The organism is Algoriphagus sp. 4150 (genome assembly GCF_031457395.1).
In the GTDB taxonomy this organism is placed as follows: Bacteria; Bacteroidota; Bacteroidia; order Cytophagales; family Cyclobacteriaceae; genus Algoriphagus.
Genome location: NZ_JAVDWS010000001.1, coordinates 397,457 through 412,799, shown reverse-complemented (window position 1 = coordinate 412,799; position 15,343 = coordinate 397,457). Strand labels below are relative to the sequence as shown.

The following is a 15,343-nucleotide window of genomic DNA, read 5'->3' as shown; positions in this document are numbered from 1 at the left end:
AATACCTTTAGCCTATATTTCAACAAAACCGATAAAAACATGGAAACCAGACTGCAAATCGACCAAGTAGAACCGAAAGGCTATCAATCACTTTTCGGAATGGAGAAGTATCTCCAGCAATCCGAACTTACTTCCACTCATAAGGAACTGATCAAAATCCGGGCTTCCCAGATCAACAAATGTGCATTCTGTATCGACATGCACACGAAAGATGCTTTGAAGCAGGGCGAAAAAATCCAACGGATTCTATTGCTGAATGCCTGGAGAGAAACTGACCTTTTCACTCCCGAGGAAAAAATACTTCTCCAGATCACCGAGGAAGTCACGCTGATCAGCGAAAAGGGACTGAGTGAAGAGAGCTACAATCAAGCGTTGAAGGCTTTTGGAGAAAACTACCTTGCCCAGGTAATCTTGGCGATAATCGCCATCAATGCATGGAATCGGCTGTCTGTCAGCACCAACAAGCCCATCCCCAACTAATCGCTCTGACCTTGGTTGAAAAGGCTGGATTTACCTTTGCGGAATCTGGCCTTTTGCTTGCTGTGGCTGAAAAGGATTAGGGTATTAAACCTCAATTTTAACCATGGTCCGACTCCCCCATAGCATGTCGTTCTATTTCGTAATTCAATTCAGCACCTAAGAGAACTATAAAAGTGCTGATAAAAAGCCACAACATAAGAAAAATAACTGCCGAAAGAGACCCATAGATTTCACCTAAATTCCAGAAGTTACGGATGTAAAATGAAAATCCCCAGGAAGCCAGAAGCCACAAAGAGGTGGCTAAAACAGCACCCGGGATGACCCAGCTAAACCCGGGTCGCCTTCTTTTTGGTCCAAAATTATAAATCAGACCAATACTCCCCACCAGAATAACACCCATGACTAGCCACCGCGACCAACTTATAAGGTTTTCAATGTGATCGGGTAAACCTATTTTCTCAATGATTGCCGGGAATGCCACGATCAAGGCGGCACTTAGAATGATTAGTAGGATAGCACCAAAAGTGAATAATAATGTAAGCCCGTTGTTTTTTATGATCCCCCTTTTATTTTCGGTTTCATAGGCAATATTTACTCCCATAAACAAAGATTTTGTCCCAAGATTGCCAATCCAAATGCCCAGCAGAATTCCGAAAAAAGTTCCCCAGCCAAGGGATTCCCCCTCGGGTTTGATAAAGTTATCCACCCGGGATTGAAGGATTTCATGGGTTTGCTCCGGCATCATAGAACTGATTTTGGATACCTGTTCCTCAATTTGCTGAGGATCCATTACAAACCCATAGATGGAAATGAGTGCCATAATTGCAGGAAAAATGGCTAAAAAACCAAAAAAACCCACTCCGGCCGAAACAATTACCACATTATTTTCGCCTATACGTTCTTTTACCTTTATAAAAATGCTCTTCCATTCAGAGAATGATAGTTTAGAAATGGATTGAACCGTTTTGTACATAATTCTAGCTTCGGTGAAATCGTCACTCAAGATACAGAATGCTTTTTTCTGCTTTTAACTAATCCCAACTATCTTTATTGACAAAGGAATAAATACTTTTCCAAGTCAGTAAAAAAAGAATGGTAAAGTCCATGCCTGCTAAGTATGATTATCTGCTTTATCTGACTCATAGGTCTAGGTTTTTCAGCCGAGGGATCATTGCTCGCGGTTATCGAACTTCTGAAAGTACCAATCGCTAAGTTCACAATTGCAAAAGGGGTCAAAATCAAACCCCAATCGCAACCCAGAACTTAAAAATGGCTGAGCAGTACAAATACCTAGTCTCTTTTATTGATGCCCAACGGGGCAGAGGGAAAATACAGCTTAACTACCAATGGCCTTCATTTAGAATTTGGTATTTCAGAAATTCATCCTGCACAAAACGAGCCGAAAACGACTCGTCTATACCGGCACAGTGTGAACAAAAAAGGTGGCGCAATGAGACCGAAAAGAGTGGCACAAATCAAACCGCTATATCCAATAACCCCTCCTCGGAGTAGTCAAATCGCTCGTGTCGACTGGGTGGGATTTGTAATTCCACCTGAATATTCATAATAATATACAATTGGTGTAGAATCCTACGATCACACACCGGTATATCCACCAGGACTTCAGAATATACAAACTACTAAAATGAAATCTCATCTATGCCTCTTTTTTCAAGGACATTTTCTTTAAGCAATCTTCAAATTCTGCTTTTTCTTTATAAGTCAGCAAAAGATTTAAAACCAGACGTTCGCCAGTGAACTCCATCGTAAAAGTCCAGACTGTCTGAATGTCCACTGAAACCTTATTCTTGTCCTCTAAGCTGTAGTGGAGCATTTCATCAAGCATGTAAACTGTTCCCCGGTGATGAACTCTTTCTTCTTCAAAATCAAAAAATGTAGAAGTGAATTTTGGTTCAGCAAGGAAACTCACTATCATTAAAATAAAGGACACAATAAATAATACTATAAAAAACGGATAGAGATACGGCGGTAAACCAAATTTTTGAATCCAATTAAATGTATTATGAGGGAATTTAAAGGGAAAACCATATAAGAATAATGTACTCAGCACAAGTAAGTACGGAGCCCTTTTACTGACAAAGAACTTTATTGGGTCAAAATTTTTTATTTCCATTGCTAAATCCCACGAGCTTGATTGGTAATCCGGTCACCCTGCCCCATTCAAAAGCTGTTCTTTTTTTCTCATTGTAAAATCTCCTGTTCCAGGTGTTATCCAATAAGGAATAATGCCTTTCCATACCAACACTTTCTTTTTGAATCTCCAAACACCCGAAATGGTTTTCTTATCCCTCGAGAATTCTCCAACATACATTATAGTTGGATGTAGCTTATTCTTATCAAGAACATGTTCTTTATTGCTACTCATTTCAGCATAAATTGGCATGTTCTTATTAAAAGATACTTCGGAATCAGAATACTTTCCGGAAATTCTTCCAATTCCCGGTGTACCGCCTGTTGACAGATTATCCTCAACACTCCCCTCAAATTTCTTTCCTTTTACTGATGTGATGTTTATAGTAAATTCAACTTCCTTAGTTTTTTCATCCTTAAAATCATCCGTTATGTTGTATCTATATGTCCCAATCCATGTACCGGGTAAATTCACTTTACCTTCATCAGTTAGTGGATTTAAAATTGAAGAATCCAAGTTAACAGGAGAGTCAGAGATAGCAATTAATTCTTCTTCTACTAGACTATAAAGCTCCTCTAGAATTGCTTTATCCAAATTTATAGGAATTCCAGTTCTAGGATATTTTGAAGCTATCAAATGAATGAATTCAGCAACTGTCCTTTGGCCTTTTGCTTCTAAATATATCTTTTGAGGCCAATAATCCATTGTTATGAATCTTGGTGACTTACTATCTACCACATGGATCATGTCGGGAGTTAACCAATCCCATCTTTCTAATCTATAAAAATATTTATTCTTGAGTTCAGATGATTCTAGTGTTTGAAATTTCATTTAGTGTATCTTTATATAGAGCATATCGGTTTGAATAAATCCAGGGTAGCTTCGTCGGTGGTTTTTAAAGGAACAAAATGATTCTATGTCAACCGTAAAGCCCCAACCGTAGTGCGATTAAAGCCAACTTGAGTTATTTTTTGTAGTACGTTTTTCTTTTTTCCTAGTCCATCTTCCCGATTTGAAAGCCAGTCTCCATATTTATTTCTTAGTTGATCTCGGATCTTCGTCGATTGGACGATTATGTCAACTCCACCGTCATAGGGGGCAATCACACAATTTCGAGAAGGGCAGATAAACATTGCTCTAATTTCATCGTCCGCAATTTTCTTTAGCAGCTCATTCCTTTTATTCCTTCGCCAGGTATCGGCTTTGAGAAAAATATCGAGGTACAATTCGTCTTGTTGTTCCTCTGGACGTTCCTTTTGAAGATCAATTGTCATTATTTTTTGAAATTCCACGAAGTCGCTCATTTCCCTATAGTTGAGGTTAATTAGGTCGTCATCTACGTAAAGTCCGAAGGCTAACATTATTTCAGTTCCTTCTCCGATCAAGTCGGTGATCAACTGATTCTGCCTTTCAAAAATTATTTGATATTCAATTTCGTCTTCAGCATATCTTTTTGATTCGGGAAGACTATGAATTCTAAACCATCTGTCAGGATATACCCATTTAAGTTCATGTCCTATCAGATACGCTTCTGGGTATACTCTTTTCCAATAATCTATAAATTCGGATTCTGTCATTTTAAATGCGCAGGACATACACTAGACCTAGTTGTTGTTGGCAAGCGTTTCTTATTCTATCGATATTATAATTTTTTCTGGAATTTCTATTACCTCAGGTCCTTCTATAGGCATGGGTGATATCGGGTTTAAAATTGTGTCATTTTCAAAGAACGCGAGTAATTGCTCATCTAGCGTGTAAACAGTGTCGTTTCCGCTAATCAGGAAATCTAACATATTTTTTTTCTGCGAATGACCAGGAAATTCTGCTACTATCCCATATTCAGGGCTGTAGATATAAATCTGGTTCCAAGGCCAATCATTGTGGTAGATGCTAATCTTTGAAAATTTTATTTCCTTACCAGATAAGTTAAATGAAGAGTGCCTTCCTATTGAAATCTCAAATTCGCCTATAAGAAACTCCTTTGGATCATTTAAATGATATGCATTTTTAGACTTTAACATGGAGTCAATCTCGATCAAAAACTCAAGAGTCGAATTATTATAAGGAAATCTACCTAGGGTATCGACAATCGCTAAATGTCCATCATGATATTCTTCTATAGTTTTCCATCCAACAATCGTTGGCTTCTCGCTTTTTTCACATGAAAAAAGTATCATAAGAAATGCTGGAAAAAAAATGTATTTATCTTTCATATTGATTTGCCAACACATGTGGTTACCACTTCCCTATTGCCTCTATATAGCCATTGTACACAAGTCTTTCGGACGCTGCCGATACCAAATTAAGAATTTCGTCTATCCTGTCAAGCAGGCTTTGGATGTTTTTATTGGAATTGAAATTACCCGAAAACAAGACCCGGGCTTCAATGTGTCACAGTATACAAGCCTTGTGCTGCCTGTCCTGAGAATCGGGGTACGGTGATGTGAAACTTGTGCGTCGAGGAGTAGGCGCACCTCGTCAGCTTAACAGTTGGCGAGGCCGTCTACTTGATTGGCAACTGGCTTTTTATTCCCACCATTCTTTCTGTTTTTTAGCTTTATCATTTGGTTTAATTGCTAAATTCGGCGACTTATTTTTTAAAGCAATATCCAACCAACCTTTATTCCAATATTTCTCAGACACATTAAATTCACCAACCCCAATATCAAAATCTTTATTTGCATTGGGTACTCTATAATCAGCCCAATTACAAATCTTTTTTTTACTCCCTGTTAAATAACTTTCCCAAATCCCAACAAAAGCATTGTTAAAACAACCATCTGAAATGAATTCAATATTATCATATTCTATCTGATTCTTTGAATTCAAATACCATTTGGTGTAAAGTTTACCTTTAAAAGTTCCACTGTGATCTTGTTCCTTATTCTCTTTAAATTCGTAGTTAGCAATTAATACCCCTTGTGAGTTAATTCCCTTGTCTGCAAATTCATCGTCAACTCCATAATGGAGTTCCTTAACTTCATAAATTTCTACCAAGCTAATTGTTCCTTGAAAATGACAGATTGTTTCATTAACATTTGACTTCCCAAAAATTAAATATTCATTTTGATTTTCTAGCTTTTTCTTAACCGTTAACAGCTTTATTCTTATTCTTTGGTGATCATCTCCGATTATTCCATAGATATCGCTATTTTCCGTTTTCAGCCAAATATTTGAAAAATCAAACTGAATGTATTTATCGATAACATTTTCTGTTTGTAATTCACTGCCAAGCATAAAGTCAATCAGAAACTTTTCCCTTGATTGAGCAAACAAAACATTCGTTATAAATAGTAATATGATGATTGTTCGTTTCATTTTTAAGTTTGATGCCAACGTTTTGCTATATGCAGTCAGGGATTTTAACCACTGAAGTTCCTACGAAGAACTGAACTTCAAATTTAGCACTTTTCTGTCCTACGAAGCACGAAACGCTGCTTGCGTGTAGGTGCTGTTAGCGTGTCGTGCTTTTCTTTCTATTTAGTTCGATAAATTCCAAGACAAAATCCGCTCTTTTACTTACAGATATTTTTGGTAATTCGATAATTCTATAACCGTAGTTTTTGTACGTTTCGCTCATTCTTTCAAATGTTAAAACCGCTTCTTTCCAATCTTGTTTTCGCTCGTTATCAGTTTCGTAAATCTCTTGCCAAGGTGGAAGCATAAATACATTTTTATTATACCTCCAACTTTCTGCATAGGATTTCATTGGTTCACTTATTTCCGATTCAATTAATTCTGCGTAGCAAACTGTGTCTAAGAATCCACGGTCAAAAAAAATCGGATTTTCTTTATTCGCGTTTTTGTCAATTTCCTCAAAACTGCTTATCGAACGGTCAAACATCATTTCTTTATACAAGTTCTTGTTTTCCCAAGGCAAAGCTTTTCCGTTGTCTTTTTGCTGTTCTTTTATTAATTCACGAGCGATTTCAGGAACGATTTCATAATTTCTCCTTTTTAGTTCTTCCAATAAAGTCGTTTTCCCTACTCCTGGACCTCCTGTTATGACATAGAAATTATTATTTTCCTTTAGTTCAATCATTGTTGATTTCGATTCGTTTTATATGACGCACAATGGGGTCAGGCAAGGGTATTTCACCCTCACCTTCCCACAGAACCGTGTGTGAGACTCTCATCCGTCGCGGCGGACTCTTCATGCCTGCCGGCAGACAGGTTTGTAAATCGCTTGGTACTAAAAGTACTTAAGGTTGGACCAATTTCCAATGCTTAAACAAGCCTGGAGAAGTCTTATACTGGCGCTTCAGCCATCTGACTGCCGCCATTTTATAAAGTCCTTTCTCCCATTTTACCCATTTGAGCAAACGATGATTGAGTTGATTCCATACTTCGTACATAGACTCTCCCCCTCTAGGTGTAGTCAAAACTTTCGTGGTGACTGGGTGAAGTTTGCCCGCCCTACAAGCTGGCCCAAGGCCAAAATCTTCCTCTGGAAGATTTCTTGACACCTTTTCCTACCCTGATATCCGAGCCAATTTACAATTAGCATTCCTTCCTCCTCCCATCCTTCCCGATATCGCTTTGCTCATCGGGACAGGCTCCCCTTGAAGAGAAGGCGATCGTAAGATGGTATTTTTGAAGCTAGTGCTTCCACTAGATTGAAAGATTCTCCGGAATTTAAGCCCGGATAGGTGCTAAAAGTTGGTTGTTCTACCTCACCCCTTCCCTCTCCTAAAGAGAGAGGGCGATCGTGAGTTGTATTATTCAAGCTAGTACCTCCACTAGATTGTAAGGTTTCCCGGATTTAAGTCCGGAAGGATGATAAAAGTTGGCTGTGCTTTCTGCTGATAAAGATCAGTGGTAAGAAAGGGAATAAAATGATAGGAAACCAGCCCGCAGGCTGGCTACATCGCTAAATCCTTCGCTACAAGCTGGCCCTTCGCTAGATTAATCCACTGGATTTACGATAGAGAAGGGACTGAAGGTTTTGCTAAACAAGAGAGAAAAACCAAACCGCCGATGGCCAAAAGAACCAAAAAGCCACAGACTAACGAAGAGAAGCTATTGGAGGAGCTAGCCTCGCTGAGAGCAGAAAATGCGTATTTAAAAAAGCTGTATGCCTTAATTCAAGCCGACAAAGAGAAAGAAGAAAGCGGAACTCATCCAGGAATTAAGGCAATCCCATGCACCCTCTTACTTATTGAAGCATGCGGGAATGGCCAGAAGCACGTTTTATTATCACTTTAAACCCGGATTTTGCATTAGGTTTCGTTATAGCCTGTCCCGATTTTTATCGGGAAGGACATTAATTGCAAGAAAATCAGGCTGTTTGGAGACTGAGTCCGCCGCAGCGGATATGGTGAAGTCGAAAATTGCAACGCAGTGACTGATTTTGAAGCAATTATTGGTCGCAATAGAAATGCATAATGCGGGTTAAACAATCTAGAAAGCCCGATAAGCATGTAGAGGCCAAGGTGATTTGAGTGTTCCTATTCTACTCATCAACATAGAAAAGCAGAATAGTACACTACAAATGATTGGTGTTGTCCCCATCCTTTATTAGTTAAAACTGTCAAACATATCCACGATATATTTCAAACCATCTGGTTTGTGAAGTTCTACCGTATTTTGTATTGTAATAGCTGTAACTTCTTTTGCTCTTTCAAACATTCTGGTTTCGTAGTTTTCAAAAGCTGATTTTATATTTTCTGAATGAAGTAGCGCTTCGCTTAATTCCAACGCATCAAGCATGGCCATATTTACACCTTCGCCTGCATAGGGTGGCATCCGATGGGCTGCATCGCCAATGATGGTTAGATTGCTTTGAGTTGTCCAATGTTGGTCTGAATTATAATGATACAATGGTCTTGGCACAGTAGTCATTTTACTTGTTGCAAATAGTTCGTGATAAATTGAATTCCAATTTGAAAAATTTGTCTCGAACCATTTTTTAACATCTGCTAAATTTTCAAAATTGATTCCGCATTCCTTCACCCAATTTTTATTTACTTTTTCGCCCGTATAAAAGGCAATACTTCCATCGCCTTTGGTGCTTAAAATAATTGATTGTTCATTTCCAAACGCAAATATTTTTCCACCTTTAAGCAGTTTGAAAATGTTCGGTGTGTTTTTCTCTGCATCATAAATATTGCCTTCAATAATAGTAACACCTGAATAAACTGGTTTTATGTCACTTAAGTAAGGTCTGATTTTGGAATTAGCGCCATCTGCTCCGATTACAATATCTGCATAATAATGATTGTCATTTTTGAAAAGAAGCTGCCAACCATCATTTTCCTTTTCCATTGAGACAAATTGACTATCCCAAACAACGGTGTTGGGTTGTAAGGATTCCAATAAAATTTTTCTTAAAGGACCTCTGTCAATTTCAGGACGGTGCTCTGCACCATACTCTTCGGTATGGTCATCCATATGGATATTTCCATTATTGTCCATTATTCTTAGCTTCCCCGCATCAGGTAAATAATGAGCGTAAAATGCATCTAAAAGATTCGCTTTTTTAAGTGCTGCTAAACCCGATTCTTCGTGTAAGTCAAGATTGGCGCCTTGAACCCGGGCATCTTTGTTGATGTCCCGTTCGTACACCGTTACGTTACAACCACCTTGTTGTAAAAGTCTTGCCAATGTTAAGCCCCCGGGGCCTCCACCCACAAGAGCAATTTTTTTGTCTTTGATATTCATTACCGTAAAGTTTTAATTACGGCACAAAATTACTTCTCAGGTAAGGTTGAAAATTGTATAAATCGGTCGTTTTGGTTTTTGGATAATTGTTTAGGGTTTACTCCCGCCAACTTTTTTACTTCTTTTATAAAATGGGCTTGGTCAGCAAAATTTTGCTCTGGGAAAAGTTTGCCCTCTTTGATATGTTGAAATGAAGCTCTGAACCGGAGAATATTGCAGTAGGCTTTTAAGGGAATGCCATATTGATGATTGAAATAACGATTGATTTGTCTACTGCTCCAAAAAACCTTTTCAGAAAGTTCCTCCACTGTCATTGCTCCGTTTGAATTGTATATCAATTCAAATAATTTTTGTTTTTTGCTGTCTAATTCTTTTGGTAATAGTGATTTGATTTTTTGCGTTGCTTTTTGGCAGAATAATTCAAAATCTAAAAGATCTGATGAGCTAAAATCCCAAAAGTCATCAGATACATTTTTCCCCTTGTTCAATAAGTCTGAAATATTCTCTTTCAATAAATATTCTGTCGCAAGTGGTTTAAAACTTATTGCAAAGGTTATTCTATTGGCTTTAATTGTAGAATGTTCAGGGTTTGTCCCTATTCCTAGAAGTGTAATATGAAAAGGTTCGATTGCTGATTGTGTAAAAAACAGATCTACTCTTCCGTCAGGTAAAATGATAACTTGCTTGTCGCTGTCATTTGGGTTATGTAACATCCAAAAACTCTCTACAAAGTCGGATAGTGATTTGTCAGGTTTTACAGATTTGTATTCTATATCTCTACTATTCAATTTTTGCCGTTGTTGATGGTTGGTGGGGTGTCGCTCTAAACTTGCCACTAATCGGGTCAGGCACGGGAATTTCACCCTCACCTTCCCACAGAACTCCCGCAAAACGGGTCAGGCTGTGCGTGAGACTCACATCCGCCGGATGTATACGCTTCATTTCGTCAAGTCTATCTTATAAGGATTTAAGCCTCCTATGTGCATACATGTCTTTAGTCCTTAGAGGATAGTTGGGATTATTTCTTTTTAAGGTCAAGGTGATCAAAATGAAAATCACTGCTTGGTAAATTAAATTTAAAACTATTTATAGCTTGGTCAGCCCCCCATTCAAATATAAGTTCACTTGCTGAAATGAATGTGTCATTGAAAATTATTTTAAGCGTGTCCCTGCTTACATAATAAGGTGGCAGAATAGTACTTCTTAATGTAGAAGTATCTAGTTATTAAGGCCTTCGATCCACCTCAGAAATTCGCTGGCCTTCGCTTTACTGACCACAATAGCTTCGGGGGTATCCACGCTAAGCTTTGTAACGAGTTTGCGCGAAAAATGCCGTTCAATACTCACAACGAATTGCTTGTTAATGAGGAATTGGCGGTTGGCTCGGTAAAATAGCTCTGGGTCAAGTACCCGTTCTACTTCATCAAGGCTGGAAGCAAAAAAGAAACGCTGGTTTGTCCGGGTAGTGATTTTAACTATTGTTTTGTCCAGATAGAAATAAGCGATATCCTTCACTCGCAGAGGGATAATCTTTTCCTTATATTCTACGAGTATTGTTGATTTGAACACTTTTGTCAGCTGCGAGGATATCTGTCCAAGGGTTCGCGCCGCATTTGCCGGCTCAAATGCTGTCTTCATCTGATGATATTGGGCCAGTGCAGTTGCGCCCTTTTCACTGGTGACCGGTTTAAGCAAGTAACTGACCGCGTTCGTATCAAATGCCTCCATCATGTATTCGTCGAAAGCGGTGCAAAATATGATTGGGCTGCTTATCGTTACCTGATTGTAAATTTCAAAGCACATTCCATCGGCAAGTTGAATATCGGAAAATATCAGGTCAACAGGCGGCTCTTTCGAAAGATAGGACACGCCCTGCTCAACCGAGTCAAGGATGGCAACAACAGAGAGTTTACCATCGATTTCAAGCAAAATTCGTTCTAGCTCTTTGGCAGCCTTCTGTTCATCTTCTATAATTAAGATGTTCATAGTGTGTTAATAGGAAGTTTTACGCTGAATGATTGCCCGGTTTTCTCGATGATAATGTCCTTGTCAAAAAGCAGGCGATAACGTTGTATTACATTGCCGAGGCCTACCCCGGTCGAAAATGGTGAGAGCGACTTGGGTTGATAGTTGTTGGAAACAACCAGATCCCGGCTTCCTTCATTATAAATGCTGATGTTCAGTGGCCGGGAAACCGAGGCAACGTTGTGCTTGATCGCATTTTCAATTAGGAGTTGCAGTGTGAGCGGGGGCAAAAGGCTTGACAGCAGTTGACTATCCACTTGTATCACTATCTCCAAAGCGGACTCCATTCTTGCTTTTATGATATACAAATACGATTCAATGAAGGTGAGTTCCTGCTCCAGTGTCGCTGAATCCGCCTTTTTGTAGGTCAGTAAATAGCGGTAAACATTTGCCAGTTCCGAGATATACTCCTTTACTTCCTTTTCACGCGTGATCGAACTAAGGGTATTTAGCGTATTAAAAAGAAAGTGGGGACTTAGTTGCTCTTTTAGAGAAGAGATGTTAGCAGCAAGTTGTACCTGTTTCAGCCGTTCGATCTCAAGACTGTGTTTTTGCTTTTCAGACAGGACGTGCAGATAATAAGCGAGAAAATAATAAAACGAGCTAAGCAGAAAAGCTCTGAAAAACATGATGAAATATCTTTTGATGCCGGGTTCGGCTGCTTGTTGGAGCACGTAGACAGTGAAGTGGTTGAAAGCCCAATCTTCGATAATACCCAACAAAGCGGTGACGGCGATGCATGCAGCAATAAGAATCTTCGATTCCAAGAACCACATTCTTTTGGTGTTGTTCAGCAATGCATTCATGACCACCCATATTGAGATATTATAGACAAAGGCATATACAAGGCTAAGCGCATGTAAATACCATCTCACATCAGTCGTGAGCGTAATTCGAAAAGAAAGGGTAATCAGCGACAGTGCAGCGGCAATACCGAAACCAAATTTCCAATTGATATTTTTCACAAGGGCAAATTTAAACCATTACATAACAGATCAATCAGGAAAAGTTCGTAAGGCGGGCAGGTTGGCTTCCGAAGCGGGCATTTCTGATTTGTAAAAATGGCATAGTCTAGTTAGGCTGTACTTTATTAGTGGGTTTCAATTGGACTTGCAAAGTGACAGTTTAGGGAATCTGCCCGTCTCCCCTTGTGTTTTGCCCGCTTCATGCAAAATGTACTTTTAGCCTTGCGGGCATCTCCGCTGCTTTGCACAGTCAAAGTCAGAACAGGGCCAACAATTCTTCTTTCCGGAACCTCGGAGCCGTTGTTCAAAAAAAAATTGCAGATGAAATCGAGCATGAGGAAAACCTCACACACTGGGATGATTATAACCTTGCGAGATTCTCCCGATGAAAAATCGGGACAGGCTATATGGCCTTTAAGAAAAAAATATAATCATATGAAATATAAAATCCTTTTCACTCTACTTGCAGGTTGGATAAGTGATAGTCAAGGACAAGACCATTTCTCACTCCGGCAAAGCATAGACTATACCTTGAAGCATCATCCTTCTCAGACGGTGTACACTAACAATATTGGTATTGCAGAGGCGAATAGCGTTCAAACGATGGCAGGTTATCTGCCACAGGTTTCCGGTTCAGCAACATTCACCGATAACCTGAAGTTGCAAACTAACGTGTTGCCCGCTGGGATATTCGGCCCCGAACCGGAAGAAATACAGTTGGGGACCAAGTACAACAGTAACCTGGGAATCGATGTAAGCCAAACACTTTACGACCCGGGGAAAATCGCCGGAATCAGGGGGAACAAACCCTATATAGCCATATCACGCCTACAACAAGAACAAAATGAGGAGGATATCGCTTACAACACAGCAAACGCCTATTTCCAGGTGTTGATCTATGAAGAGCAAATAGCCATACAGACAGCGAATAAGATCAAGTACGAAGAAATGGTTAAAACCCTGCAGTACCAATTTGAAAAAGGCACTGTGCTTGAAAAGGATGTCGATCGGGTTAGGGTTAACCTGAATGCTGCAAACTATCAACTGGAAGACGCTAAGACAAGACATCACTTAGCTATCAATACTTTAAAAAATGCTATGGGCCTGCCGATTGATGCTAACCTGGCAATAATAGATTCGATCAACTATGAGCAGTTTGCTGAACGCAATGAGGACGACGCTTTTGAATTGGGGGCTTTAACAGAGGTAAAGATCGGCGAAAAGTCGATCGAGCTTCAGCAGGTGAACCTGCTGACAAAGCAGGCCGGTTACCTACCTTCCGTCAGCTTTTTCAGTAAAATCGCAGCACAGTCGCTTGCCAATGATTTTTCGGATGCTTTCTCGTCATGGAAGAGTTTTTCCTATGTGGGACTATCGGTCAGCGTGCCGATTTTCAGTGGGTTCCGCCGCCAGAGCCAAGTTAAAGAAGAACGGCTAAAGCTTGAAAATGAAAAGCATAATCTCCAGATCCGGGAACAGTCCTACAATCTGCGGTTTGAGAACGCAAAAACCTCGGTAGGTACAGCATATGGCAATTATCAAAGTAATAAGGACAATATGGCCTTAGCCCTAAAATTGCGAAAAGTTACGGAGTATCAATATCAGCGTGGTGTAGCTACATTAACTGATTTTCTCAACGATGACACGGCCTACAAATCTGCCCAAAGTAATTATATCAATAGTCTTTACAACCTGATTGTAAGTCAACTTGAGTTTCAAAAATCCAGGGGAAATCTTTTCCCTTTTTTAAATAGCCTTCAGTAAAATTGTTGTCATCCCATCTGCCAAACGTGCTAGCGTAATTCTGTTTGGTCCGACATCCTTCAAATGATAGATATAATGAAATCGAGCATGTCGTAAGCGACACACAGCGTGATGTTTATTCATCGTGCGAGATTCTCCCGATGAAAAATCGGGACAGGCTATATGACCGCTAAAAAACAAATTATAAACACATGAAAAAATTAATTGTGCCCATCGGAATATCTGCCGCGGTAATACTGTCTATTATCCTGGTCCTTTCCGCTAACAAAAAGAAGATAGACCAAAAGAACCAGCCGGTAGACAGGTCAAACATCCCGGTTGCCGTAGGGGTTGCGAAGGTGGAAAAAGGTTCGCTGGATGCAATCGTACAATACCCGGCATTAGTGGAGCCTATAGAGGAAGCAGGTGTGTTTTCCCACGCAAGCGGCATTATTTCGCAATTGGATATTTTCTTAGGCAAACAGGTACATAAAGGTCAGATTATCGGAAAGCTGGATACAAGGATTCAACAAATCAATCTAAAATCGGCAGAAATCAACCTAAGTTCGACGTCCATTTCCCGCGACAAAGCACTCAGCGACTACCAGAGAGCAAAAGACCTTTACGAACATAATGCCGGGCTGGAAATGGATATGCTCTCGGCTAAAAGCAATTATGAAAGCACATTAGCCAATTTCGAAAACGCACAGGTACAAATTGATCTTATCAAACAGCAAATTGCCAATTCAGCCATTGTTTCACCTGTGACAGGGACCGTTTCCCAACACAAAATCAAAGAAGGTGAATTTGTTGTTACAGGAACAGCCATTGCCAACATCAGTAACATAAGTAGCGTAAAGGCTACGGTTTATGTGAACCAGCAGGTCAGCTACCGGCTTGAGACCAATCAGAAAGCCACGATTACTTCCCCGGTTTTTCCGGGAAAAACTTTTGCGGGACGCATCGTTTTTATTAGTCCTGTGGCCGATGAAAACCATAATTACCAAGTTGACCTGCTGATCGAAAATTCAGATGATATCGCTTTAAAGGGTGGAACCGATGTGTTGGTTTCCTTCATTACGCTGTCAAGGACGGATATCTTACGCATCCCCCAATCTGCACTAGTAACTGGCTCGTCAAATCCAACTGTCTTTGTCGCCGAAAATAAAAAGGCAATTGAAAGACCGGTCACTACCGGCCATCGGCAAAACGACATGGTTGAGATCATATCAGGTCTACGTCAAGGCGAAACGGTAATTACCAGCGGATTAATCAACGTGAAATCAGGCAGCCCGATAGCTATCATAACTAATTAAAC

General features: G+C 39.8%; 16 protein-coding genes. 5 read left to right on the top strand and 11 right to left on the bottom strand.

The window, feature by feature from the left end; genetic code table 11:
- The first annotated feature begins 39 nt into the window (after nucleotides 1-39).
- Nucleotides 40-480 (top strand): carboxymuconolactone decarboxylase family protein, encoded by a 441-nt coding sequence (locus J2X69_RS01800; protein WP_310097497.1) that lies wholly within the window; start codon nucleotides 40-42, stop codon nucleotides 478-480.
- Between the two features lie 97 nt (nucleotides 481-577).
- Here the strand turns inward: J2X69_RS01800 and J2X69_RS01795 are convergent, their stop codons facing one another.
- The 5 genes from J2X69_RS01795 to J2X69_RS01775 form a co-directional block, all read right to left on the bottom strand.
- Nucleotides 578-1,453 carry a YihY/virulence factor BrkB family protein gene (locus J2X69_RS01795; RefSeq protein ID WP_310097494.1) on the bottom strand — a complete coding sequence of 292 codons (876 nt, stop codon included), beginning with the start codon at nucleotides 1,451-1,453 and terminating at the stop codon, nucleotides 578-580.
- Nucleotides 1,454-2,137: 684 nt separating this feature from the next.
- Nucleotides 2,138-2,614 (bottom strand): hypothetical protein, encoded by a 477-nt coding sequence (locus tag J2X69_RS01790; protein WP_310097491.1) that lies wholly within the window; start codon nucleotides 2,612-2,614, stop codon nucleotides 2,138-2,140.
- Nucleotides 2,615-2,647: 33 nt separating this feature from the next.
- Entirely contained in the window at nucleotides 2,648-3,463 is an 816-nt protein-coding gene (locus J2X69_RS01785) for a hypothetical protein (RefSeq protein WP_310097488.1), read from the bottom strand.
- 83 nt (nucleotides 3,464-3,546) lie between these two features.
- Nucleotides 3,547-4,227 (bottom strand): hypothetical protein, encoded by a 681-nt coding sequence (locus J2X69_RS01780; protein WP_310097485.1) that lies wholly within the window; start codon nucleotides 4,225-4,227, stop codon nucleotides 3,547-3,549.
- 33 nt (nucleotides 4,228-4,260) lie between these two features.
- Nucleotides 4,261-4,845: a hypothetical protein gene (locus J2X69_RS01775; RefSeq protein WP_310097482.1), complete on the bottom strand. Its 585-nt coding sequence runs from the start codon at nucleotides 4,843-4,845 to the stop codon at nucleotides 4,261-4,263.
- A 16-nt stretch (nucleotides 4,846-4,861) separates the two neighbouring features.
- On the opposite strand from J2X69_RS01775, the gene J2X69_RS01770 reads away from it, so the two are divergent.
- Nucleotides 4,862-5,074 (top strand): hypothetical protein, encoded by a 213-nt coding sequence (locus J2X69_RS01770; protein ID WP_310097479.1) that lies wholly within the window; start codon nucleotides 4,862-4,864, stop codon nucleotides 5,072-5,074.
- An 84-nt stretch (nucleotides 5,075-5,158) separates the two neighbouring features.
- Here J2X69_RS01770 and J2X69_RS01765 read toward each other — a convergent pair whose 3' ends face one another.
- Both J2X69_RS01765 and J2X69_RS01760 read right to left on the bottom strand, forming a co-directional pair.
- Nucleotides 5,159-5,950, bottom strand: a complete 792-nt coding sequence (locus J2X69_RS01765; RefSeq protein WP_310097477.1) for a hypothetical protein — start codon at nucleotides 5,948-5,950, stop codon at nucleotides 5,159-5,161.
- Nucleotides 5,951-6,086: 136 nt separating this feature from the next.
- Nucleotides 6,087-6,674, bottom strand: coding sequence for an AAA family ATPase (locus tag J2X69_RS01760; RefSeq protein ID WP_310097473.1), 588 nt, complete (start codon nucleotides 6,672-6,674; stop codon nucleotides 6,087-6,089).
- A gap of 935 nt (nucleotides 6,675-7,609) precedes the next feature.
- On the opposite strand from J2X69_RS01760, the gene J2X69_RS01755 reads away from it, so the two are divergent.
- Nucleotides 7,610-7,837 (top strand): hypothetical protein, encoded by a 228-nt coding sequence (locus J2X69_RS01755; protein ID WP_409014371.1) that lies wholly within the window; start codon nucleotides 7,610-7,612, stop codon nucleotides 7,835-7,837.
- 312 nt (nucleotides 7,838-8,149) lie between these two features.
- Here the strand turns inward: J2X69_RS01755 and J2X69_RS01750 are convergent, their stop codons facing one another.
- From J2X69_RS01750 to J2X69_RS01735, 4 genes are all read right to left on the bottom strand, one after another.
- A complete protein-coding gene (locus tag J2X69_RS01750; RefSeq protein ID WP_310097471.1) occupies nucleotides 8,150-9,292 on the bottom strand; it encodes an NAD(P)/FAD-dependent oxidoreductase in 1,143 nt (380 codons plus the stop codon).
- A gap of 29 nt (nucleotides 9,293-9,321) precedes the next feature.
- Nucleotides 9,322-10,128, bottom strand: a complete 807-nt coding sequence (locus J2X69_RS01745) for an AraC family transcriptional regulator (protein WP_310097468.1) — start codon at nucleotides 10,126-10,128, stop codon at nucleotides 9,322-9,324.
- 382 nt (nucleotides 10,129-10,510) lie between these two features.
- The gene (locus tag J2X69_RS01740; RefSeq protein WP_310097465.1) at nucleotides 10,511-11,278 is read right to left on the bottom strand and encodes a LytTR family DNA-binding domain-containing protein; all 768 of its coding nucleotides are present in this window, start codon (nucleotides 11,276-11,278) and stop codon (nucleotides 10,511-10,513) included.
- Nucleotides 11,275-12,282, bottom strand: a complete 1,008-nt coding sequence (locus J2X69_RS01735) for a histidine kinase (protein WP_310097462.1) — start codon at nucleotides 12,280-12,282, stop codon at nucleotides 11,275-11,277. Before J2X69_RS01735 ends, J2X69_RS01740 begins: the two co-directional genes overlap by 4 nt.
- A 435-nt stretch (nucleotides 12,283-12,717) precedes the next feature.
- Between J2X69_RS01735 and J2X69_RS01730 the strand changes: the two genes are divergently transcribed.
- Together J2X69_RS01730 and J2X69_RS01725 are read left to right on the top strand one after the other, a co-directional pair.
- On the top strand, nucleotides 12,718-14,046 hold the full coding sequence (locus tag J2X69_RS01730) for a TolC family protein (RefSeq protein WP_310097460.1): 1,329 nt from the start codon (nucleotides 12,718-12,720) through the stop codon (nucleotides 14,044-14,046).
- Between the two features lie 191 nt (nucleotides 14,047-14,237).
- A complete protein-coding gene (locus J2X69_RS01725) occupies nucleotides 14,238-15,341 on the top strand; it encodes an efflux RND transporter periplasmic adaptor subunit (RefSeq protein ID WP_310097458.1) in 1,104 nt (367 codons plus the stop codon).
- Nucleotides 15,342-15,343 lie beyond the last annotated feature (2 nt).

Excerpts from the sequence above, each read along its gene's own strand:
- J2X69_RS01785 (WP_310097488.1), bottom strand. The coding sequence starts at position 3,463 with ATGAAATTTCAAACACTAGAATCATCTGAACTCAAGAATAAATATTTT.
- J2X69_RS01760 (WP_310097473.1), bottom strand. The coding sequence starts at position 6,674 with ATGATTGAACTAAAGGAAAATAATAATTTCTATGTCATAACAGGAGGT.
- J2X69_RS01800 (WP_310097497.1), top strand. The coding sequence starts at position 40 with ATGGAAACCAGACTGCAAATCGACCAAGTAGAACCGAAAGGCTATCAA.
- J2X69_RS01775 (WP_310097482.1), bottom strand. The coding sequence starts at position 4,845 with ATGAAAGATAAATACATTTTTTTTCCAGCATTTCTTATGATACTTTTT.
- J2X69_RS01740 (WP_310097465.1), bottom strand. The coding sequence starts at position 11,278 with ATGAACATCTTAATTATAGAAGATGAACAGAAGGCTGCCAAAGAGCTA.
- J2X69_RS01725 (WP_310097458.1), top strand. The coding sequence starts at position 14,238 with ATGAAAAAATTAATTGTGCCCATCGGAATATCTGCCGCGGTAATACTG.
- J2X69_RS01770 (WP_310097479.1), top strand. The coding sequence starts at position 4,862 with ATGTGGTTACCACTTCCCTATTGCCTCTATATAGCCATTGTACACAAG.
- J2X69_RS01755 (WP_409014371.1), top strand. The coding sequence starts at position 7,610 with ATGGCCAAAAGAACCAAAAAGCCACAGACTAACGAAGAGAAGCTATTG.
- J2X69_RS01780 (WP_310097485.1), bottom strand. The coding sequence starts at position 4,227 with ATGTCCTGCGCATTTAAAATGACAGAATCCGAATTTATAGATTATTGG.
- J2X69_RS01790 (WP_310097491.1), bottom strand. The coding sequence starts at position 2,614 with ATGGAAATAAAAAATTTTGACCCAATAAAGTTCTTTGTCAGTAAAAGG.
- J2X69_RS01730 (WP_310097460.1), top strand. The coding sequence starts at position 12,718 with ATGAAATATAAAATCCTTTTCACTCTACTTGCAGGTTGGATAAGTGAT.
- J2X69_RS01750 (WP_310097471.1), bottom strand. The coding sequence starts at position 9,292 with ATGAATATCAAAGACAAAAAAATTGCTCTTGTGGGTGGAGGCCCCGGG.
- J2X69_RS01795 (WP_310097494.1), bottom strand. The coding sequence starts at position 1,453 with ATGTACAAAACGGTTCAATCCATTTCTAAACTATCATTCTCTGAATGG.
- J2X69_RS01765 (WP_310097477.1), bottom strand. The coding sequence starts at position 5,950 with ATGAAACGAACAATCATCATATTACTATTTATAACGAATGTTTTGTTT.